19 protein-coding genes and 1 other RNA gene are annotated in these 19,714 nt (G+C 55.8%); 16 read left to right on the top strand and 4 right to left on the bottom strand.

What is annotated here, in order from left to right:
- The first annotated feature begins 18 nt into the window (after nucleotides 1-18).
- From acnD to A3OI_RS0110455, 5 genes are all read left to right on the top strand, one after another.
- Nucleotides 19-2,631 carry a Fe/S-dependent 2-methylisocitrate dehydratase AcnD gene (acnD, locus tag A3OI_RS0110475; RefSeq protein WP_018404230.1) on the top strand — a complete coding sequence of 871 codons (2,613 nt, stop codon included), beginning with the start codon at nucleotides 19-21 and terminating at the stop codon, nucleotides 2,629-2,631.
- Between the two features lie 8 nt (nucleotides 2,632-2,639).
- Complete coding sequence (gene prpF, locus A3OI_RS0110470; RefSeq protein WP_026224128.1) at nucleotides 2,640-3,830, top strand: 2-methylaconitate cis-trans isomerase PrpF; 1,191 nt, start codon at nucleotides 2,640-2,642, stop codon at nucleotides 3,828-3,830.
- A 120-nt stretch (nucleotides 3,831-3,950) separates the two neighbouring features.
- Nucleotides 3,951-5,435 carry a 2-methylcitrate dehydratase gene (gene prpD / locus A3OI_RS0110465; protein WP_018404228.1) on the top strand — a complete coding sequence of 495 codons (1,485 nt, stop codon included), beginning with the start codon at nucleotides 3,951-3,953 and terminating at the stop codon, nucleotides 5,433-5,435.
- Between the two features lie 332 nt (nucleotides 5,436-5,767).
- Entirely contained in the window at nucleotides 5,768-7,450 is a 1,683-nt protein-coding gene (locus A3OI_RS0110460) for an AMP-binding protein (protein WP_018404227.1), read from the top strand.
- A 120-nt stretch (nucleotides 7,451-7,570) separates the two neighbouring features.
- Nucleotides 7,571-7,897, top strand: coding sequence for an antibiotic biosynthesis monooxygenase family protein (locus tag A3OI_RS0110455; RefSeq protein WP_018404226.1), 327 nt, complete (start codon nucleotides 7,571-7,573; stop codon nucleotides 7,895-7,897).
- A gap of 62 nt (nucleotides 7,898-7,959) precedes the next feature.
- On the opposite strand, the gene vapC is transcribed toward A3OI_RS0110455, so the two are convergent.
- The 4 genes from vapC to A3OI_RS23855 form a co-directional block, all read right to left on the bottom strand.
- Nucleotides 7,960-8,361 carry a type II toxin-antitoxin system tRNA(fMet)-specific endonuclease VapC gene (gene vapC, locus A3OI_RS0110450; protein WP_018404225.1) on the bottom strand — a complete coding sequence of 134 codons (402 nt, stop codon included), beginning with the start codon at nucleotides 8,359-8,361 and terminating at the stop codon, nucleotides 7,960-7,962.
- Nucleotides 8,361-8,591, bottom strand: coding sequence for a type II toxin-antitoxin system VapB family antitoxin (gene vapB, locus A3OI_RS0110445; RefSeq protein ID WP_018404224.1), 231 nt, complete (start codon nucleotides 8,589-8,591; stop codon nucleotides 8,361-8,363). The genes vapC and vapB overlap by 1 nt, the downstream gene beginning before the upstream one ends.
- A 154-nt stretch (nucleotides 8,592-8,745) precedes the next feature.
- Nucleotides 8,746-9,114 (bottom strand): hypothetical protein, encoded by a 369-nt coding sequence (locus tag A3OI_RS0110440; RefSeq protein ID WP_018404223.1) that lies wholly within the window; start codon nucleotides 9,112-9,114, stop codon nucleotides 8,746-8,748.
- On the bottom strand, nucleotides 9,111-9,569 hold the full coding sequence (locus tag A3OI_RS23855) for a hypothetical protein (RefSeq protein ID WP_018404222.1): 459 nt from the start codon (nucleotides 9,567-9,569) through the stop codon (nucleotides 9,111-9,113). Before A3OI_RS23855 ends, A3OI_RS0110440 begins: the two co-directional genes overlap by 4 nt.
- Nucleotides 9,570-9,651: 82 nt before the next feature.
- Between A3OI_RS23855 and ffs the strand changes: the two genes are divergently transcribed.
- From ffs to A3OI_RS0110385, 11 genes are all read left to right on the top strand, one after another.
- Nucleotides 9,652-9,748, top strand: an RNA gene (ffs, locus tag A3OI_RS21905) — signal recognition particle sRNA small type.
- Between the two features lie 181 nt (nucleotides 9,749-9,929).
- On the top strand, nucleotides 9,930-11,927 hold the full coding sequence (dnaX, locus tag A3OI_RS0110430) for a DNA polymerase III subunit gamma/tau (RefSeq protein ID WP_018404221.1): 1,998 nt from the start codon (nucleotides 9,930-9,932) through the stop codon (nucleotides 11,925-11,927).
- Nucleotides 11,928-11,931: 4 nt separating this feature from the next.
- On the top strand, nucleotides 11,932-12,255 hold the full coding sequence (locus A3OI_RS0110425; protein WP_007351099.1) for a YbaB/EbfC family nucleoid-associated protein: 324 nt from the start codon (nucleotides 11,932-11,934) through the stop codon (nucleotides 12,253-12,255).
- A 23-nt stretch (nucleotides 12,256-12,278) separates the two neighbouring features.
- Nucleotides 12,279-12,881 (top strand): recombination mediator RecR, encoded by a 603-nt coding sequence (recR, locus tag A3OI_RS0110420; RefSeq protein WP_018404220.1) that lies wholly within the window; start codon nucleotides 12,279-12,281, stop codon nucleotides 12,879-12,881.
- A gap of 24 nt (nucleotides 12,882-12,905) precedes the next feature.
- The gene (locus tag A3OI_RS0110415; protein ID WP_018404219.1) at nucleotides 12,906-14,054 is read left to right on the top strand and encodes a ribonuclease D; all 1,149 of its coding nucleotides are present in this window, start codon (nucleotides 12,906-12,908) and stop codon (nucleotides 14,052-14,054) included.
- Complete coding sequence (locus tag A3OI_RS0110410; protein ID WP_018404218.1) at nucleotides 14,051-14,347, top strand: YcgL domain-containing protein; 297 nt, start codon at nucleotides 14,051-14,053, stop codon at nucleotides 14,345-14,347. The genes A3OI_RS0110415 and A3OI_RS0110410 overlap by 4 nt, the downstream gene beginning before the upstream one ends.
- Entirely contained in the window at nucleotides 14,344-14,793 is a 450-nt protein-coding gene (locus A3OI_RS0110405) for a YcgN family cysteine cluster protein (protein ID WP_018404217.1), read from the top strand. The genes A3OI_RS0110410 and A3OI_RS0110405 overlap by 4 nt, the downstream gene beginning before the upstream one ends.
- Nucleotides 14,790-15,131: a hypothetical protein gene (locus A3OI_RS0110400; protein ID WP_018404216.1), complete on the top strand. Its 342-nt coding sequence runs from the start codon at nucleotides 14,790-14,792 to the stop codon at nucleotides 15,129-15,131. Before A3OI_RS0110405 ends, A3OI_RS0110400 begins: the two co-directional genes overlap by 4 nt.
- Before the next feature lie 72 nt (nucleotides 15,132-15,203).
- Complete coding sequence (locus A3OI_RS0110395) at nucleotides 15,204-17,147, top strand: VWA domain-containing protein (protein ID WP_228702945.1); 1,944 nt, start codon at nucleotides 15,204-15,206, stop codon at nucleotides 17,145-17,147.
- A gap of 17 nt (nucleotides 17,148-17,164) precedes the next feature.
- Nucleotides 17,165-18,007, top strand: coding sequence for an AAA family ATPase (locus A3OI_RS0110390; RefSeq protein WP_018404214.1), 843 nt, complete (start codon nucleotides 17,165-17,167; stop codon nucleotides 18,005-18,007).
- 110 nt (nucleotides 18,008-18,117) lie between these two features.
- A complete protein-coding gene (locus tag A3OI_RS0110385) occupies nucleotides 18,118-19,296 on the top strand; it encodes a vWA domain-containing protein (protein ID WP_018404213.1) in 1,179 nt (392 codons plus the stop codon).
- The last annotated feature ends 418 nt before the right edge of the window (nucleotides 19,297-19,714 follow it).

Raw genomic sequence — 19,714 nt, 5'->3', positions numbered from 1 at the left:
GCGTAGAGAGCCCAAAATATGAATACCCACTACCGCAAAAATCTACCAGGCACCGACCTGGACTATTTCGACACTCGCCAGGCCATCGAAGACATACAGCCTGGCGCCTACGCCAAACTGCCGTACACCTCCCGCGTTTTAGCTGAGCAACTGATTCGCCGCGGCGAACCCGACATGCTCACCGAATCACTAAAGCAGTTTATCGAACGCAAGCAAGACCTGGACTTCCCCTGGTACCCGGCCCGCGTGGTCACCCACGACATCCTGGGTACCACCGCTCTGGTTGACCTGGCGGGTCTGCGCGATGCCATCGCTAAAAAAGGCGGTGAGCCATCAAAAGTGAACCCGGTAGTACCCACACAGCTGATTGTGGACCATTCCCTGGCGGTAGAAGCCGCGGGTTTTGACCCAGACGCGTTCGAAAAGAACCGCAGCATTGAAGATCGCCGTAACGACGACCGTTTCCACTTTATCGAGTGGACCAAAACTGCCTTTAAGAATGTCGACGTGATTCCCGCCGGCAACGGCATCATGCACCAGATCAACCTGGAGAAAATGTCTCCGGTGATCCAGTCCCGTGACGGCGTCGCCTTCCCGGACACCTGCGTTGGCACCGACAGCCACACCCCGCACATCGACTGCCTGGGCGTTATCGCCATTGGCGTCGGCGGCTTGGAAGCAGAAACCGTCATGCTCGGCCGCCCGTCCATGATGCGCCTGCCGGATATCATCGGTGTGAAGCTCACTGGCAAACGCCAGCCGGGCATTACCGCGACCGACATCGTGCTGGCCATTACCGAGTTCCTGCGTAAAGAGCGCGTTGTATCCGCCTACCTGGAATTCTTTGGCGAAGGCGCCGAAAGCCTGACCATCGGCGACCGTGCTACCATATCCAACATGACCCCGGAATTCGGTGCCTCTGCCGGCATGTTCTACATCGACCAGCAAACCATCGATTATTTGAGGCTGACCGGTCGCGAGCCAGAACAGATCGCATTGGTAGAAACCTACGCCAAGCACACTGGCTTGTGGGCCGACGCGCTGGTCGAAGCGGAATACGAGCGGGTGCTGAAATTTGACTTGTCCACCGTTGTGCGCAACGTGGCTGGCCCGTCTAGCCCTCATCGCCGCGTAGCGACCAGCGATCTGCACGCCCAGGGCATTGCCGGTAATCTGGAAAGGGCCTTGGCGGAAGAAGCCGAAGGCAAAATGCCAGACGGCGCAGTGATCATCGCCGCGATTACCTCCTGCACCAACACCTCAAACCCCCGCAACGTGGTTGCTGCTGGCCTGACTGCGAAAAAAGCCAACGAGCTGGGCCTGGTGCGCAAGCCCTGGGTGAAATCTTCCTTTGCACCGGGCTCCAAAGTCGCCCGCCTGTACCTGGAAGAGGCCGGCCTACTTAAAGAAATGGAAAAGCTGGGCTTTGGTATCGTCGGCTACGCCTGCACCACCTGCAACGGCATGTCTGGCGCTCTGGATCCGAAAATCCAGAAAGAAATTATCGACCGCGATCTTTACTCCACCGCGGTACTGTCGGGTAACCGCAACTTCGATGGCCGAATTCACCCCTACGCCAAACAGGCGTTCCTGGCCTCGCCGCCTTTGGTTGTGGCTTACGCCATCGCCGGTACCGTGCGTTTTGACATCGAAAAAGACGTACTGGCCAAAGACAAAGACGGCAATCCGGTTACCCTAAAAGACATCTGGCCAAGCGATGAAGAAATCGACGCCATCGTAAAATCCAGCGTTAAGCCCGAACAGTTCAAACAGGTGTACATCCCGATGTTTGATCTGGGCGCGTTCGAAGAAGCCGAAAGCCCCCTTTACGACTGGCGCCCGAAGAGCACCTACATTCGCCGCCCGCCCTACTGGGAAGGCGCACTGGCAGCTGAGCGCACCATGAAAGGCATGCGCCCACTGGCGATTCTGCCGGATAACATCACTACCGATCACCTGTCGCCGTCTAACGCCATCATGATGGACAGTGCTGCTGGTGAATACCTGCACAAAATGGGCCTGCCAGAGGAAGACTTCAACTCCTACGCAACCCATCGCGGCGACCATCTGACCGCCCAGCGTGCCACCTTTGCCAACCCGAAACTGATGAACGAAATGGTTCGTGACGACAAGGGCGACATTATTCAGGGCTCTATGGCCCGTGTGGAGCCGGAAGGCAAAAACCTGCGCATGTGGGAAGCCATTGAAACCTACATGGAACGCAAGCAGCCGCTGATCATCGTGGCCGGCGCCGACTATGGCCAGGGTTCCTCCCGCGACTGGGCCGCCAAAGGCGTGCGATTAGCTGGCGTAGAAGCCATCGCCGCCGAAGGCTTTGAGCGTATCCACCGTACCAACCTGGTCGGAATGGGCGTACTGCCACTGGAATTCAAGCCGGGCACCACCCGCCTGACTCTGACGCTAGACGGCACAGAAACCTACGACGTAGAAGGCGATATGAGCCCGCGGTCCACCATGACTTTGGTTATTCACCGTACCAACGACGAAACCCTGAACGTGCCTGTTACCTGCCGCCTGGATACCGCAGACGAAGTGTCTGTGTACGAAGCTGGCGGCGTGCTGCAGCGCTTCGCTCAGGATTTCCTAGAGGCAGAAGGGGCGGTCGCATGAGCGGTCTTATGATCCAGGCACCACAAGTAAAAATCCCCGCCACCTATATGCGCGGGGGCACCAGCAAAGGCGTGTTCTTCCGGTTGGATGACCTGCCCGAGCGTGCACAAGCCCCAGGCCCGGCCCGGGACAACCTGCTGCTGCGGGTGATCGGCAGCCCCGATCCCTATGGCAAGCAGACCGACGGCATGGGCGGCGCAACGTCCAGCACCAGCAAAACTGTTATCCTGTGCAAAAGCACCCAGCCAGACCACGACGTAGATTATCTGTTCGGCCAGGTCAGCATAGACAAGCCTTTTGTGGACTGGAGCGGCAACTGCGGCAACCTCACCGCAGCGGTCGGCGCCTTTGCCATCAACAGTGGCTACGTGGACGAAGAGCGCATACCAGACAACGGCGCAGTGACAGAAATAGTCACCGTCCGCATCTGGCAGGCCAACATACGCAAAACGATCATAGCCAAAGTACCGGTCACCAACGGCGAAGTGCAGGAAACCGGTGATTTCGAGCTGGATGGCGTCACCTTCCCAGCGGCCGAAGTACAAGTAGAATTCATGGATCCGGCCGACGGCGAAGGCGCCATGTTCCCCACCGGCAACCTGGTGGACGACCTGGACGTACCAGGCGTTGGAACTCTGAAAGCAACCATGATCAACGCCGGTATTCCCACGGTTTTTATTAATGCAGACGCGGTGGGCTACAACGGCACCGAACTGCAGGATGAGATTAATGGCAACCCCGAAGCGCTGGCGATGTTTGAAACCATTCGCGCCTACGGTGCGGTGAAAATGGGGCTAATTCAGAACATCGAAGAAGCTGCCGCGCGCCAGCACACACCAAAAGTAGCGTTTGTTGCGCCGCCTGCGGACTACAGCGCTTCAAGCGGTAAAGCGATTACCATCAACGACATAGACCTGGTTGTTAGAGCCTTGTCTATGGGCAAACTGCACCATGCCATGATGGGTACAGCGGCCGTCGCTATAGCAACGGCAGCCGCTATTCCCGGAACGCTGGTAAACCTGGCGGCTGGCGGCGGTGACCGTACCTCGGTCACGTTTGGCCATCCGTCTGGCACCTTGCAGGTGGGCGCCGAAGCCAAAGAAGTAAACGGCCAGTGGACAGCCACCAAGGCCATCATGAGCCGCAGCGCGCGAGTGCTGATGGAAGGCTGGGTAAGAATTCCCGGAGATTCGTTCTAGCTCCGCAGCTTTCCAGACCTAAAAACACCCCCGCGCGGATAACCGGCTATCCTTAGGGAATGGCTGGAGACCCAGCCGGGGGTATTTTTTTGCCCGCAAATGTCACACAGGAGAAAATTCATGTCTGCCACATTCGACCTCAACGAACGCCCGGATTACGACGACATCCTGCAAACCATCGCCGACTACGTCCTCAACTATAAGATTAAAAGTGACGAGGCGTGGACCACCGCCCGCCATTGCTTGATGGACACCCTGGGCTGCGGCCTGCTGGCCTTAAAATTCCCGGAATGCACCAAGCATTTAGGCCCGTTGGTAGAGGGCACGATCGTACCCAACGGCGCGCGAGTACCCGGCACATCGTTCCGTATGGACCCGGTCAAAGCCGCCTGGGACATTGGCTGCATTATTCGCTGGCTGGATTACAACGACACCTGGCTGGCGGCTGAATGGGGCCATCCGTCGGACAACCTGGGCGGCATACTGGCAGTAGCCGACCACCTGTCGCAAAAACGTGTGGCCGAAGGCAAATCCCCCATCGCCATGAAAGCCGTGCTGGAAGCCATGATCATGGCCCACGAAATCCAGGGCGTACTGGCGCTGGAAAACTCCTTCAACAGGGTAGGGCTAGACCACGTTCTGCTGGTAAAAGTCGCGTCTACCGCCGTGGTAGCCCGCCTGATGGGCGCCAACCGCGACCAGCTATTGTCAGCACTGTCACACGCCTGGGTAGACGGCCAATCCCTGCGCACCTACCGCCATGCCCCCAATGCCGGTTCCCGTAAATCCTGGGCTGCTGGCGACGCCACCTCCAGGGCCGTTCGCCTTGCGGATATCGCCATGCGCGGCGAAATGGGCATACCTGGCGCACTCACAGCGCCCCAGTGGGGTTTTAACGACGTGCTGTTCAGCAAAACCAACAAAGACCAAAAAATCAAACCTGCGGATAAGTGTCAGCTTTCTTTACCACAGGCATTTGGCTCCTACGTGATGGAAAACATCCTGTTCAAAGTGTCTTTCCCTGCAGAATTCCACGCCCAAACCGCCGCGGAAGCCGCCGTTACACTTCACCCGCAAGTGAAAGACCGCCTGCAAGATATTGATAAAATAGTACTGATCACCCACGAATCCGCTATTCGCATTATTTCTAAAGTAGGCAGCCTGGCCAACGCCGCAGACCGCGACCACTGCCTGCAATACATGACAGCCGTGCCGCTGATATTTGGCGACCTCACAGCCGAGCACTACGAAGACAGCTTTCACAGTGCCCACCCAATGATTGATCAGCTGCGAGGCAAAATGGAAGTGGTCGAAAACGAAGCTTACACAGCGGATTACCTGGACCCAAGCAAACGCTCCATTGCCAACGCAGTGCAAATTTTCTTTAAAGATGGCTCAAGCACAGAAAACGTGGTCGTCGAGTATCCAATAGGCCACCGCCGCCGTCGCGAAGCCGCGATTCCGCTGCTTAAACAGAAGTTCCAGCAAAACCTCGCAACCCGCTTTCCCGCAGGCCAATGCCAGCGAATCTCCCAGGCGTTACAAAGCCAGGCGGAGCTGGAAGGCATGGCTGTTCATGAATTTACCTCGCTGTTTGTTATCTGAAATAAATTAGTCCGGAAATGGCATTGCGGCCATACAAGTGCAGACACGGTACGCTCCTGATGCAAGCGTTAAGTCATCTGGAGTTAAGGTTTGGGAAGACGATACGAGCACAAATTTTTTCAGCATCGTTGCTGATGTGGGTTGTTCTCTCGTGCATAGCCATATCTATCCATGGACGTCAGTTGATACGTGGCAGTTGGTCAGATGCTCAGCTAAACTTTTGTTTTATGAACCTATAGACCAGAGCTTTCTGCGAGACTAAGCGGCGAGCCACAATACAACAACTATAGCGGCCGATCCTGGACCGCCGACTGTGAAACAAGGAGAAAGCGATGCAATCGGCAGACGCATTCAAGGCGGCTCGTCAGCAACTTCTGGACCTGCGCGAAGACTATGACCGCGCCTACGAGACCTTCAAATGGCCCGAGCTGAACGAGTTCAATTGGGCGCTCGACTGGTTCGATGGTTACGCCAGAGGCAATGAGAAGATCGCACTCTGGCTGGTGGATGCCGACGGCAGCGAGTACCGCTACAGCTTCGAACAGATGCGACAGAACTCCAACCAGGTAGCGAATTTTCTGCGCGATCAAGGGCTCGGACGGGGCGATACCCTGCTGATCATGCTCGATAATGTCATTGAACTCTGGGAAACCATGCTGGCCGCGATCAAGCTGGGTGCCCTCGTTATTCCAGCCAGCACGCTGCTATCGAAGAAGGATCTCGGCGACCGACTTGGGCGTGGTGGTGTCACTCATGTGCTCACCACCAATGAGCATGTTCCCAAATTTGAAGGCGTGGCAGAGGGGCTGGTCCGCATCGTCGCAGGTGAACCTTGCGAGCAGTGGGTTAATTACGAAGATGCCTATGACTACGAAAAGACTTTCGAGCCGGAGGGCGTAACCCTCGCCACCGACCCGATGCTGCTGTATTTCACGTCGGGCACCACCTCCCTGCCGAAGCTTGTACTGCATACGCATCAAAGCTATCCGGTCGGTTCGCTGTCGACCATGTACTGGCTCGGTCTGCAGCCCGATGATATCCATTTCAATATCAGTTCGCCCGGCTGGGCCAAGCATGCCTGGTCCAACCTGTTCGCACCCTGGGATGCCGGCTGCACGGTGTTCATCTATCGCCAGCCGCGCTTCGACGCGCCCGCCACGCTAAAAGTCATCGCCGACAAGGGCGTGACCTCTCTGTGTGCGCCGCCCACCGTATGGCGCATGCTCATCCAAGAGGACCTGGCGGCTTATGACGTGAAGCTCAAGAGCCTGGTCGGCGCGGGCGAGCCGCTTAATCCGGAAGTCATCGCACGCGTGGAAAAACTCTGGGGCCTCACAATCCGCGACGGCTACGGCCAGACTGAAACCACGGCACAGATCGGCAATCCGCCGGCACAGAAAATGAAGTCCGGCTCGATGGGCCGGCCCTTGCCTGGCTACAAGATTACATTGCTCGATCCACTCGATAAGGAAGTCACCGAAGGCGAGATCGCCATCGATGTGCGTAATCAGCGTCCGCTCGGACTGATGCAGGAATACCGCGACGATCCCGAACGCATGGCCAAGGCACTGCACGACGGCTTTTACCGCACTGGCGATGTGGCCAGTCGCGACGACGATGGCTATTACTGGTACGTCGGCCGCGCGGACGACGTGTTCAAGAGCTCGGATTACCGTGTTAGCCCATTTGAGTTGGAATCTATTCTCATCGAGCACGAATCCGTGGCCGAGGCCGCAGTTGTGCCGGCACCCGATGAAATGCGACTGAGCGTACCCAAGGCCTATATCGTGCTACGCCGCGACTACGAGCCTGGCCCGGAGGCGGCAAAGGCCCTGTTTGCTTTCATTCGCGAGCGCATGGCGCCGTACATGCGGATTCGACAGATAGAATTTGCTGAGTTGCCCAAAACCATCTCCGGCAAGATTCGTCGTGTTGAACTACGTACCCATGCTGCCAGCAGCAAACAGGGCGAGTATGCCTATACCGAAACGGATTTTCCCAAGTTGAAGGACTGACAAAAAAGAACAGAAAAAATCAGCTCTCTGACTAAGCTCCAAACAAGAATATGTCCAGTACCCACGCCAATAAGGCTGCCATTTTCTTGTATAGGGTATCAAAGGATAGCGGAGGCATGTATGAAGTACATCTTCGAAGTACATATCAGGGAAGGCTATACCGCCGAGGACTACGCGGATGCCTGGGAACATGCAAGTGAGTTGATTCAGCGTTCCCCGGGCGCCCGGGGAACGGAATTGCATCGCAAGATCGGTGATCCGGATACGCTTATAGCCATTGCCCACTGGGATAGCAAAGCCAGCCGGGATGCGATGGAGTCACAACACAATCCCGACGTGGCAGAGATTATCCGCAGTGCGGCGCCTTTTTGTGAAATCCGGCCCCTTGGTGAGTTTGAAGATCCGGAATGGGTAGTTAATCCGCCAGCCGAGGTTCCAATTCGGTGACAACGGCCTCACATTGTCAGACCGACCGACTGCATCCCGCCGGGGAGCTTCCCGGATGGCTATTAACCAACCCAGTTGGCCAAGCGTATCCCGGGCACGTTCTCGAACTGCTTTGTGTTATTAGTCACCACCACTAATCCTTGTGATCGGGCATGCCCGGCGATCATTTCATCGTAGGGGCCAATCGGGCGACCAATCCTTTTCAGCTCAGCTCGCAATTGCCCGGTATGTGCTGCCGCGTCATTGTCGTATGGCAAAACCTCAAGTCGGGCTGCAAAACCCTCAACATCCCTAAGATTACGACGCACCGCTGCAGATGCCTCAGCTCCGTATATCAACTCCATAAACGTTACGACTGAAATACACATTTGACCGTCGTGAGCAATGAACGCTTCACGGACCTCGGCAGGCCGATTTTTGATGGTGTAAATAGCGATGTTGGTATCAAGCATGTACTTCAGCATCAAAGCGTTTCGCGCTCTTGGGGGGCCGGCTGTTCGCGGCTTGTCATAAAGTCACCGGAAACCCCTTCACCGTCAAACCAGCTATCCCATGCCTCTCCGGCGGGCGTTATAATGCGAGCACGCCCAATGACCACGATGTCCACTTGTTTGACGTCATCAGGGTAGGCTACCGGCTTTGGAAGCCGCAGTGCCTGACTTTTGTTGCTTTTGAAAATACTTGCACGTTCCATTTGTTGTCTGCCTCGCGATGTATATCCCAAAGGTATATCCCAGCTTAAATAGTGAGCAGGGAAACGTCAATGGTGTATTCATGAAATCTGGGGCGTACGGGCAAATATTAACAAGCGGATCGGATGTGTACAGTAATTCAACAGCCGCAAGCGGCTATTTCTTCCAAAAAGGCGTAAGTGGCTTAACATTGCCAGCGGAGCCAACGGGATCTTTTTTGGAGGACGTTCCCTCTGACGACATCTTCGCCAAACGCCCATCAATGCTCTCAAGCGCGCTGGCGATTCGGTGCAAGGTTTTGGCCATATCACCAAAGCCTTCGGTCGATTGCGCGCTAACCGGGGCGGGGGCGGCACTTCTGTTGTGCTGCGCGTTCTCCGGCAGTTTAACCTTCGGTTCGTCATCTTCGCCCAGCAAATCCTTGCGGATGTTCTTTAAATCGTGGGGGTCTATAAACGGCCGGTCTTCAGCGTAGGCGCACATCATCATGCCGTCCGAATAGCTGGCAGCGCGATAACCAATCACCTCAGCCCCAATAATGTCTTCCAGCTATGAGGCAGTAAATGCTTGTTACATAAAGCTACAAATAGCTTAAAACTGACCAAGTCACGGCGCCGGGTAGTGGTGTTTGGTGCAGGCCAGTTTGTCGCCGCATGCCGCATATAGGCAACTGGATCTGCTTTGTCGACGTTCAGGCCTATGATCCATTCTTTATCGCGGAAATGGCGCACCAGGTCGTCATTGGGGTCAATCAGGGTGTGACGATCGAAGCTCATGTTGATAGCGGCTTTTAACTGGTAGTGGTTCTGGTCGTCTTGCAGCCAGATGGCGCCTGCGTTGCTTTCTACCAGGTCTGCCAGAGCCTGTTTGATTTTTCGCGCGGCGCCGTCGTTTGGCAATGCGCTGCCCAGCAGGGTAAAAATAAGTGCGATCCAGGCGCCTAACGTGAGCCAAAAAACGAGATTTAATCGGTTTATCAACTACTCTTGTAGTACATCATGGCGTTTGTTATTATGCGCGCCGCGTTCAGGGAAACATTCTGAAACGCCGTTATGGTGGCCCTATTGGTGCCTTCGCAACATGAAACCGTGAACCCGGTCAGACCCGGAAGGGAGCAGCCGCAGCGGTCGATATGTGTGCCGGAGTGTCGCTGGTGGGGCCACCACCTGTTTTAGCCCCCCGTTTTTCTGTTATTGCCTTTCTCTCTATTATCTAACTACTATTTTTCTTATTGCTTTTTCGATTACTCTTTATTCACTCTTCATTACCTATACCCTCTGTTTTTCGGTTTTAGCATCCATGCTAGAATTAACGCTATTTTTCACGGCAATTGGCGAACTATGAGCTACCAGGTACTTGCCCGCAAATGGCGCCCGCGCACCTTCGAAGACATGGTGGGGCAGGAGCATGTGCTTCAGGCGTTAATCCACGCGCTGGAAAGCCAGCGCCTGCATCATGCCTATTTGTTTACCGGCACCCGCGGTGTAGGCAAAACCACCATTGGGCGCCTGCTGGCCCGCTGTCTGAACTGTGAAACCGGCATTACCGCAAAACCCTGCGGTGTGTGTGGCAGTTGTCGCGAAATTCAGGAAGGCCGCTTTGTTGATTTGATTGAAATAGACGCCGCTTCGCGCACCGGCGTTGACGACATGCGTGAGCTTACAGACAACGTGCAGTATTCGCCCACCCGCGGGCGCTTTAAGGTGTACCTGATTGACGAGGTGCACATGCTCACCACTCAGTCGTTCAACGCCTTTTTGAAAACTCTGGAAGAACCGCCAGAGCACGTTAAATTCCTGCTGGCCACCACCGATCCCCAAAAATTGCCGGTGACGGTGTTATCCCGCTGCTTGCAGTTTAATTTGAAGCGGATGACGCCGGAACACATCGCCGGCCATTTGAACCACGTATTGACCGCTGAAAAGATTCCTTTTGAAGAACCGGCCCTGTGGCTACTTGCGCGCGCGGCGGATGGCAGTATGCGCGATGCCCTGAGCCTGACGGACCAGGCTATTGCGTTTGGTAACCAGCAACTGGCGGCAAACGATGTCAGTTCCATGCTGGGCACGATTAATCAGCGTGATATCGAAAGTTTGGTGGGCACTTTGGTTGCCCGTGATGGCCCGGCGTTGCTGACGGAAATTAGCCGTATTGCCGATTTTGCGCCGGATTACGGGGTAATTCTGGCGGACTTGTTGTCGCTGTTCCATCGGGTGACGATGGAACAGGTGGTGCCTGGCAGTGCGGACAACGCCTTGAGCGACGCTCACCAGATTCAAGCGCTGGCCAAGAAGCTGAGTGCGGAAGATGCCCAGCTGTTTTATCAGGTGGCGTTAATGGGGCGCAAAGACCTGGCGATAACGCCGGATGCGCGCATGGGGTTCGAGATGACGCTGCTGCGCATGCTGGCGTTCCGGCCCGGAACCGCCCGCCGGGAACCGCCCACGGCGATTGCTGCGGAGTCGGCACCGGCCGGAAACCGCGATGAACCAGACCCTGTTGCTGCTAGTTCGAGTCAACCTGAAGCGCCAGTGCCAGCGAAGCCAGAACCTGTAGCCCCGACTGCTTCGGCGCCGCCACAAACAGAGCGCGCGCCGGTTGACGAAGTTCCACCCTGGGAGCCGCAGCCTGGCACAGACGTAGATTACCCGGATGACGGGGCTTTTTATGGCGCTGCTGAGGCGTTTGAGGCCGCTGTTCCTGAGCAACGACAGCCGGCTGCTGAGCCGGAGCATCAGCCAGAACAGCATAATCGGCCAGAACAGCAGAATCAGCCAGAGCCGCAACCTGCTGTTCAGCCAAAAGCTCCGCCCAATGCTCAATCACAATCGCAGCCTGATGATCAGCAAGCGCATCAAAGTGTTCCAGTACCGCCGGCCCGTGAGTCGTCAGCGCAATCAGAACCCGCGGAGGAAGCATTGCCCGCGGGTGAATTTGTTTGGCAGCGGGATTTTCGCAGCCTGAATATTGCGGGTATGCCGGGCAATCTGGCCAGCCACGGGTCTATGCTGCACCAAGGCAATGACGTGCTGCTGACCATTGATGAGGGCCACGCGCGGCTGCTGAATGCCCGCCACGAAGAAAAAATTCTGGCCGCCTTGAGAAATCGCTTTGGCGATGCCACTGAATTACGTATAGAGAGAGGGCAGCCAAGCGATACGCCGGCTGCCTACGAAGAGCGCCAACGTAAAATTCGGCAGCAAGCGGCGGAGCAGGCCATTCGCACCGACCCGCTGGTACAATCGATTGTGGATCGGTTTGCTGCCCGTGTTGTGGAAGACAGTATTCGACCGATTGAAGTCGCTAAAGAGAGTCCGGGCGGCTCTAATAGGAGATAACGCTATGATGGACAATATGGGCGAGCTGATGAAAAAAGCCCAAAAAATGCAAGAAAACATGCAAAAAGCCCAGGAAGAAATCGCCAAGGCAGAAGTGACTGGCGAATCCGGTGCGGGGCTTGTGAAGGTGGTGATGAACGGCCGCCACGACGTTCGTAAAGTGGAGATTGATCCGTCTTTGATGAGCGAAGAAAAAGACATTCTTGAGGACCTGCTGGCGGCGGCGGTGAACGACGCAGTGCGCCGTGTGGACGCCAACCAGAAAGACAAAATGTCTGGCATGATGTCTGGGATGGGTCTTCCTCCCGGCTTTAAGATGCCTTTCTAACTTATTAAAATTTAGGGATTATTATGGCGTTCAGTCCTCTGGTGGATGAACTGGTTGAAAGCTTGCGGGTGTTGCCCGGCGTGGGCCAGAAAACCGCCCAGCGTATGGCTTTTCATTTGCTGGAACGCGCCCGCAGTGGCGGTAGCCGCCTGGGTGATGCTTTGGGCCGGGCCATGGACGGTGTGCGCCGCTGTGATCGATGCCAGAATTTTGCCGACACCGACGTGTGCGGCATTTGCGAAAACCCCGAACGCAACACAGGTGTGCTTTGCGTGGTGGAAAGCCCGTCAGACCTGTTGGCTATTGAACAGGCCGGTGACTACCGCGCTGGTTATTTTGTGCTGATGGGGCATTTATCCCCCATTGATGGCATCGGACCGGAGCAGATTGGTATTGACCGGCTGGTTCACCGGGTGCGCGATGAAGGCGTAACCGAGTTAATACTGGCCACCAATCCCACCGTGGAAGGCGAAGCTACGGCGCACTACATTGCCGACCGCCTGGCCGACAACAACGTTCTGATTACCCGGCTGGCCCACGGCATTCCCGTGGGTGGCGAGTTGGGTTATGTCGACGGCTTTACCCTGACCCACGCTTTCCGCGGCCGCAAACCTTTAGCTGGCTAAGCCATTTTCCGATCAGGCAAATTTATGAATGCGAATGAACTTCCCCGGCTGACAGCGCCGGCGCCATCCGAACCGGTGCTATGGCTGGAAACCCCTGAACAGCTTGACGACTGGCTGGAGGCGCAGCCTAAAGAGCCTTTGACCCTCGATACCGAATTCGAGCGGGTGAGCACCTATTACCCGATACCGGGCCTGGTGCAGCTTGGGCTGGCCGATCAATTCCGCCTGGTGGACCCGGAAGTGGCAGAGGCCTCTGCCGGATTTCGTGCGGCTCTGGAAGACCAGCAACGCCCGAAGCTGTTGTACGCGGTGAGTGAAGATCTGGAACTGTTCCGCCATTGGTTGGGCATTCCCATGCAGGGCGTGATTGATCTGCAGCTGGGCGTGGCATTTGCCGGGCTCGGGTTCTCTATGGGTTACGCCAAACTGGTTGAAAGCCTGTTTGGTGAAAGCCTGGACAAAACGCTTACCCGCTCTGACTGGATTTCGCGGCCTTTGAACGATTTACAGCAGCGCTACGCCATTGATGACGTGCGCTTTTTAAAGCCGATTTACGACTGGCTACAAGAGGTTTTGGCCGGGCGCGGGCTGCAACAGGCCCTGGTGGAAGAATCCGCACGCTTTGCCGCAGACCTGGCAAGCCAGGACGATCCCACCCGGCATTATTTAAAGCTGCGCGGCGGCTGGCCTTTGAGCGCCCCGCAGCAACAGGTGCTGCAGGCGTTGGTGAGCTGGCGCGAGCGCGAATGTCACCGCCAGGACAAGCCCCGTAACTGGGTGATGGCAGACCCCTTGCTGCTGGCAATGGCCGAGACGCAGCCCAAAACCCTGAACGCTTTGTCGGATATTCAGGGCTTGGCATCCGGCCAGGTTCGGCGCCACGGCGATACTCTGCTGGCGCTGATCGCAAAAGCAGACGCCGCCGATGATGTGGCCATAGAGCTGATTCCGGCGCCTTTGACCCGGGACCAGCAGGGCTTTTACAAGCAGTTGAAAAAACACTTTGTGCGTGCTGCGGAATCGGCTGATATTCCGATAGAATTGCTGGCGCCGCGCAAGCGCCTGGAAGCCGTTGTGCAGCAACAACAACTGGCGGGTAACCCGTTTTTTGAAGGCTGGCGCAGCCAGATTCTGGCTCCGGTTCGGGGCACAATTGAGGAGCTGCTTTCGTGACCAAAACCCGCGACTTTGTTTCCGTTTTTCGCAGCAGTAAAAAGCCCGACACCTATCTGTATGTGCGCCGAGGTCACCTTTGGGATGACTTGCCGGAAACCCTGCGCACCTTGTTTGGCAAGCCGGTACACGCCATGGATTTGGTGTTGACGCCCGAGCGCAAATTGGCTCGCACCAGCGCCGAACAGGTTCTGACGGGTATTGCGGACAAAGGCTTTTTTCTGCAGATGCCGGAAGAGCAGGACATGGCGATTGTCGAGTTCAAGATGAAGCTGGGGCAGCGCAACCGATGATTGCACAGGTGCCATTCTGGCAGCGCAAACGTCTGCATGAAATGACACCGACCGAGTGGGAATCCCTGTGCGACGGTTGCGGGCAGTGTTGCCTGAACAAGCTGGAAGATGAAGACACCGGTGAGGTATACCACACGGATTTAGTGTGCCAGTACATGGATACTGACACCTGCGGTTGCACGGTTTACCCCGAGCGGTTGAAAAAAGTACCCGGATGCACGCTGATTACGCCGCAAACATTGCCGGATTATCACTGGCTGCCCTATACCTGTGCCTATCGCACTCTGGCAGACGGTCGCCCATTGGCCGATTGGCACCCACTGCGCAGCGGCGATCCGCAATCCGTGCACGATGCGGGTGTGTCGGTGCGCGGTAAGGTGGTGTCAGAGGCGGCCGTGGCCGAGCAAGACTGGGAAGAACATATTATTCACTGGGTAATGACATGATGGATGCGGAATTACAGAACATGTACTGGCTGTTTTGGGCCGCCTACGGTATCGGGCTGGTGCTGTTTTTATGGATGATGCAGCGGTTGTTGCGATTTTTGCCGTTTTACGGGTTGCGCACGCTGTTGCTGGCTGCGTTGGCGGCTATTCTGGTGGCCCCGGTGGAATCTTTAGACATAGCGGGTTGGTGGATTCCGGCATGGTTGTATGGCGGTTATGAACTGATTCTGGGTGACAGCGTTGCGGCCAGCGCTGCCTTGTTAAATATTGCGTTGGCCGGCATGGTATTGCTGCTGGTGTGGATTCTGGACTTGGTGCGTTATCGGATGAAACGCTGAGCGTTGAATAATAAATCGGCGGCTGTTCATTTTATGGCCGTTTTACACAGGGAAAACGTGGTGGGAAGCTTCATGAAGTCAACTCTGGTAACGCACAAAACACTGTGGTACGCGCTTATTATCACACTGGTTGCGGCGTTTGCGGGTATGGTCCAGGCTCAGGCTCAGGCCGAGCAGGGGAATAGCCCGCAGTTGCCGGGCGCGGTGGACGTGCGCATTATTGTTGATATTTCCGGCTCTATGAAGCAGAACGATCCGCAAAATCTACGCCGCCCGGCGGTGCGCTTGCTGGCCCGATTGCTGCCCGATGGCGCCACGTCCGGTGTGTGGACCTTTGGCCAGTACGTGAACATGCTGGTGCCCCACCGCGAAGTCAGCAATGCCTGGCGCGATATGGCCATTGCGCAAAGCGACGCGATCAATTCGGTGGCCATGCGCACCAATTTGGGCGCGGCCATTGAAACCGCCAGTGATGGTTACTTTACCGGTGGCGTACTGAGCAACACCCACTTTATTGTGCTTACCGACGGCAAAGTGGACATCAGCCGAAACCCCAGCGCCAATAAAGCCGAAGCTAACCGCATTCTGGATACTTTGGTTCCGCCGTTGAAGCAACAGGGCGCGCGTTTTCACGCGGTAGCGCTGTCGGCCGAGGCAGACAGCGAGTTTCTGCGCAAACTGGCCTCCGATTCTAATGGCAGCTTTCACGTGGCGGAAAATGCGGATGATTTGAGCCGCGCCTTTCTGGATGCCTTTAACGCCGCCGTGCCACAAGAACAGACGCCCATAGACGACGACGGCTTTATGGTAGACGCCGGTGTAACCGAATACACCGCGCTGATTTTCTGGGGCGGCAATGAAACCTCTGCTAACCGCACCTTGGCTTTGAAAGCGCCCGGTGCAGCCGCTACCACCTTGCAGCAGCACCCGGACAATATTCGCTGGGCCCGCGAACCGGGTTATGACCTGATTACCGTAACCGACCCCGTAGCCGGGCGCTGGAACCTGGACGGCCAGCTAGGCGAGGGCAGCCGGGTAAGCGTGGTGAGTGATTTGCGGATGATTGTGAGCCCCATTCCCGGCATCTTCTCCATAGAGGAGCCGCTGGCGATTCGAGTAGGGCTTTTTGACGGTGATGAACCGATCACCAATGCCGATTTTCTGAGTGTGCTGACCGTTAACCTGACGCTGGCAAATGAAGATGGCCGTAGCGGTACCAAGGTGTTGTCAGAGCAGAGCCCGCCAGCAGATGGCGTGTATCGCTATAACATTGCCGAAATGCCGACCGCCGGCCAGTACCAGGTGGTAGTGGAAGCGCGCAGCAGCACCTTTGCGCGCAAATTTTCCGGAACCACCCGTTTTGAACCTGCCGCCGGTGCCGAAGCTTCCGCCGCAGACGCGCCACTGTTTGCGCCTGAAATGGACGCCGCTAATCCTTTCAAAACCGCCACCCCTGCTGAGCCCGAACCGCAGCCTACTGCTGCGCCTGAACCCGCCAGCGAACCTGTCCCAGAAGTTGAGCCTGTCATTGAACCTGTAGCAGAGCCCGAGCCGGCCCCGGAAACGGAAGCGGCTGCACAACCGATACAACCGATAGACGTTGCTGAATTGGACAAGCCCGAGCCGGCAGAACCCGAGAGCGCAGATTCAGCAATAGCGCCCTGGATGATGGCGGCCGGCGTGGGTGCTCTGTTGGTGCTGGCCTTGTTGATCTGGCTGCTGCTGCGCAAACGCAAAAACACCGATGAAAGCGATTCCGAAGCGGACGTGGAGGCAGAGGCCGCTGCGCCCGCCCCAGCCCCGGAAGTGGCTGCCGTGCCGGTGATTACCGATATTGACGAGTCTGAAAGCGTACCGGAATTAAGCCCGGACGACCTGATTGAGCCAGTGCCAGAATTAGAACCAGAGTTAGAGTCGGTGCCAGAACTTCAGCCTGAGCCTGAAAAGGTGCCAGAGCTCGAGCCAGAACCCGCCGCTGAGCCAAAAGATACGCCCGACAACGAACGCAAGAAGTAACTTACAGGACTCAAAACATGAAATTTACCGGCACCGATAAATACGTCGCCACCGAAGACCTGCAAATGGCTGTGAACGCGGCTATTACGCTGCAACGCCCGTTGCTTATTAAAGGTGAGCCCGGCACCGGCAAAACCCTGCTGGCGGAAGAAATAGCGGCGGCCTTGGGCAAGCGTTTGATTCCCTGGCACATCAAGTCCACCACCAAAGCCCAGCAGGGCCTTTACGAATACGACGCGGTGTCGCGCCTGCGGGATTCCCAGCTGGGCGATGAGAAAGTAAAAGACATCAGCAACTACATTATTCCCGGCAAGTTGTGGGAAGCCTTCGAATCCGAAGAGCAGGTAGTGCTGTTGATTGATGAAATCGACAAGGCCGACATTGAGTTCCCCAACGATCTGTTGCAGGAACTCGACCGCATGGAGTTCTACGTTTACGAAACCCAGCAGTTCGTAAAGGCCAAGTATCGGCCGATTATCGTGATCACCAGCAACAACGAAAAAGAACTGCCTGACGCCTTCCTGCGCCGCTGCTTTTTCCACTACATCAGCTTTCCGGACCAAGGCACCATGCAAAGCATTGTTGACGTGCATTTCCCGGGTCTTCAGCAGCAGGTAGTCCGCGATGCCCTGGAAGTGTTTTTTGACGTGCGCAAGGTGCCTGGCCTGAAGAAAAAGCCGTCTACCTCTGAGCTGATTGACTGGTTGAAGCTGCTGATGGCTGATGAGCTGTCTGCCAAGATGCTGCACCAGAAAGACAGCAGCAGTGCTTTGCCACCGCTGTACGGTGCCCTGGTGAAAAACGAGCAGGATGTTCACCTGCTGCAGAAGCTGGCGTTTATGGCACGCCGCCGCGGCTGAGGATGACGTGTTTCGCAAGAGTGCAGTGCTCTTGTGGGTTGCTTTTGTAGGTAGCGATTGAGGGTGTTCTGGCCCGATGCGTTCGTGCGGTGGTTTAAAGGTAGGGTTTTATGCTGATTAATTTTTTTCTGGAAGTGCGACGGGCGAAGGTGCCGGCCAGCCTGCGGGAGTTTCTCGACTTGCTGGAGGCCCTGCAGCACCGCCTGGCCTTCGCCGACATGGAAGAATTCTATTATCTGGCGCGCCTGTGCCTGGTCAAAGACGAGCGCCACTACGATAAATTCGACCGTGCTTTCAAAGTGTATTTTGAGGGCATCGAGCATCTGGATGAGTTGCTGCAATCGCTGATTCCCGACGATTGGCTGCGGGTCGAGTTTGAAAAACACCTGAGCGATGAAGAAAAGGCCAAAATCGATTCCTTGGGCGGCCTGGAAGAACTGATCGAAACCTTCAAAAAGCGCATGGAAGAGCAGAAAGAGCGCCACGCCGGCGGTAACAAATGGGTTGGCACCGGCGGCACCTCGCCCTTTGGTGCGGATGGCTACAATCCGGAAGGCTTCCGTATCGGCCAGAAAACAGGCCGCCACGGTCGCGCGGTGAAAGTGTGGGAAAAGCGCGAGTTTAAAGACTTGGACGACAGCGTCACCCTGGGCATCCGCAACATCAAAGTGGCGCTGCGCCGGTTGCGTAAATTTGCCCGCCAGGGCGCCGCCGATACCCTGGATATGGACGACACCATTCGTTCCACCGCCCGTAACGCCGGATACCTTGATCTGAAAATGGTGCCCGAGCGCCACAACGCGGTAAAAGTGTTGATCTTTTTTGATGTGGGCGGCTCTATGGACCCGCACATTCGTGAATGTGAAGAGTTGTTTTCAGCGGCGCGGCTGGAATTCAAGCACATGGAGTATTTTTACTTTCACAACTTCATTTACGAGGGCGTGTGGACCCAGAACGTTCGGCGTGCCAACGAGGTAACGCCGACCTGGGAACTGCTGAATAAATACAGCTCGGATTACAAGGTTATTTTTGTGGGGGACGCCACCATGGCACCCTATGAAATCAGCCACCCGGGCGGCTCCATCGAGCACTGGAATCAAGAATCCGGTGCCACCTGGTTTCAGCGTATTACCGATCATTTCCGCAAAGTGGTTTGGCTGAATCCTCTGCCAGAGGTCTTCTGGGCGCAGGGCGGCTCTATGGCCATGGCCCGTCAGCTGGTGGATAACCAGATGTATCCACTGACGGTTGAAGGCTTGGAAGGCGCCATGAAACAGCTGAGTAAATAGCGGTAATTTGCAGGAAAATGAATAAAGTGGTGGGTAGAAACTGCTATTTGCTTGAGTTCAAAACTGCTATTCTTCCGTCGATTTTGCGACTTAGACTTTCGTCGACTTGATTTCAGAGAAGAAACTCAGTCGCACAACTTGCCAGGCCAAGTATTATAACTCAAGTTTCGGGGTTCAAAACATAAATAAAAACACCAATAACATATTGATTTAAAAGGAATAGATGCCTNATTGTGGTAAAATACTTGTTATCTAGACAACGTAAAAAACCACAAGAGACATCGAATGAATTCTGTCACAAAGACTTTGGGCTTACCACCATTAACGGCTGATCTACTTAACCAAGAAGACCTTAAAATTGACAATACTTTCAGCACCACATGGAAGAGCATTGGGTTTAACAACGTTTTACGTCAGG

This window comes from Marinobacter gelidimuriae, assembly GCF_000372805.1.
GTDB classification, from domain to species: domain Bacteria; phylum Pseudomonadota; class Gammaproteobacteria; order Pseudomonadales; family Oleiphilaceae; genus Marinobacter; species Marinobacter gelidimuriae.
Note: the sequence above shows the minus strand (reverse complement) of the source record. Positions and strands in the feature narration are given on the sequence as shown.

What these genes read in the sequence shown, in the direction of transcription:
- A3OI_RS0110415 (WP_018404219.1), top strand. Translation starts at nt 12,906, where the DNA reads ATGAATGCGAATGAACTTCCCCGGCTGACAGCGCCGGCGCCATCCGAA.
- prpD (WP_018404228.1), top strand. Translation starts at nt 3,951, where the DNA reads ATGTCTGCCACATTCGACCTCAACGAACGCCCGGATTACGACGACATC.
- A3OI_RS0110400 (WP_018404216.1), top strand. Translation starts at nt 14,790, where the DNA reads ATGATGGATGCGGAATTACAGAACATGTACTGGCTGTTTTGGGCCGCC.
- dnaX (WP_018404221.1), top strand. Translation starts at nt 9,930, where the DNA reads ATGAGCTACCAGGTACTTGCCCGCAAATGGCGCCCGCGCACCTTCGAA.
- A3OI_RS0110460 (WP_018404227.1), top strand. Translation starts at nt 5,768, where the DNA reads ATGCAATCGGCAGACGCATTCAAGGCGGCTCGTCAGCAACTTCTGGAC.
- vapC (WP_018404225.1), bottom strand. Translation starts at nt 8,361, where the DNA reads ATGCTGAAGTACATGCTTGATACCAACATCGCTATTTACACCATCAAA.
- A3OI_RS0110385 (WP_018404213.1), top strand. Translation starts at nt 18,118, where the DNA reads ATGCTGATTAATTTTTTTCTGGAAGTGCGACGGGCGAAGGTGCCGGCC.
- vapB (WP_018404224.1), bottom strand. Translation starts at nt 8,591, where the DNA reads ATGGAACGTGCAAGTATTTTCAAAAGCAACAAAAGTCAGGCACTGCGG.
- recR (WP_018404220.1), top strand. Translation starts at nt 12,279, where the DNA reads ATGGCGTTCAGTCCTCTGGTGGATGAACTGGTTGAAAGCTTGCGGGTG.
- prpF (WP_026224128.1), top strand. Translation starts at nt 2,640, where the DNA reads ATGATCCAGGCACCACAAGTAAAAATCCCCGCCACCTATATGCGCGGG.
- A3OI_RS0110425 (WP_007351099.1), top strand. Translation starts at nt 11,932, where the DNA reads ATGATGGACAATATGGGCGAGCTGATGAAAAAAGCCCAAAAAATGCAA.
- A3OI_RS0110405 (WP_018404217.1), top strand. Translation starts at nt 14,344, where the DNA reads ATGATTGCACAGGTGCCATTCTGGCAGCGCAAACGTCTGCATGAAATG.
- acnD (WP_018404230.1), top strand. Translation starts at nt 19, where the DNA reads ATGAATACCCACTACCGCAAAAATCTACCAGGCACCGACCTGGACTAT.
- A3OI_RS0110395 (WP_228702945.1), top strand. Translation starts at nt 15,204, where the DNA reads ATGAAGTCAACTCTGGTAACGCACAAAACACTGTGGTACGCGCTTATT.
- A3OI_RS0110390 (WP_018404214.1), top strand. Translation starts at nt 17,165, where the DNA reads ATGAAATTTACCGGCACCGATAAATACGTCGCCACCGAAGACCTGCAA.
- A3OI_RS0110455 (WP_018404226.1), top strand. Translation starts at nt 7,571, where the DNA reads ATGAAGTACATCTTCGAAGTACATATCAGGGAAGGCTATACCGCCGAG.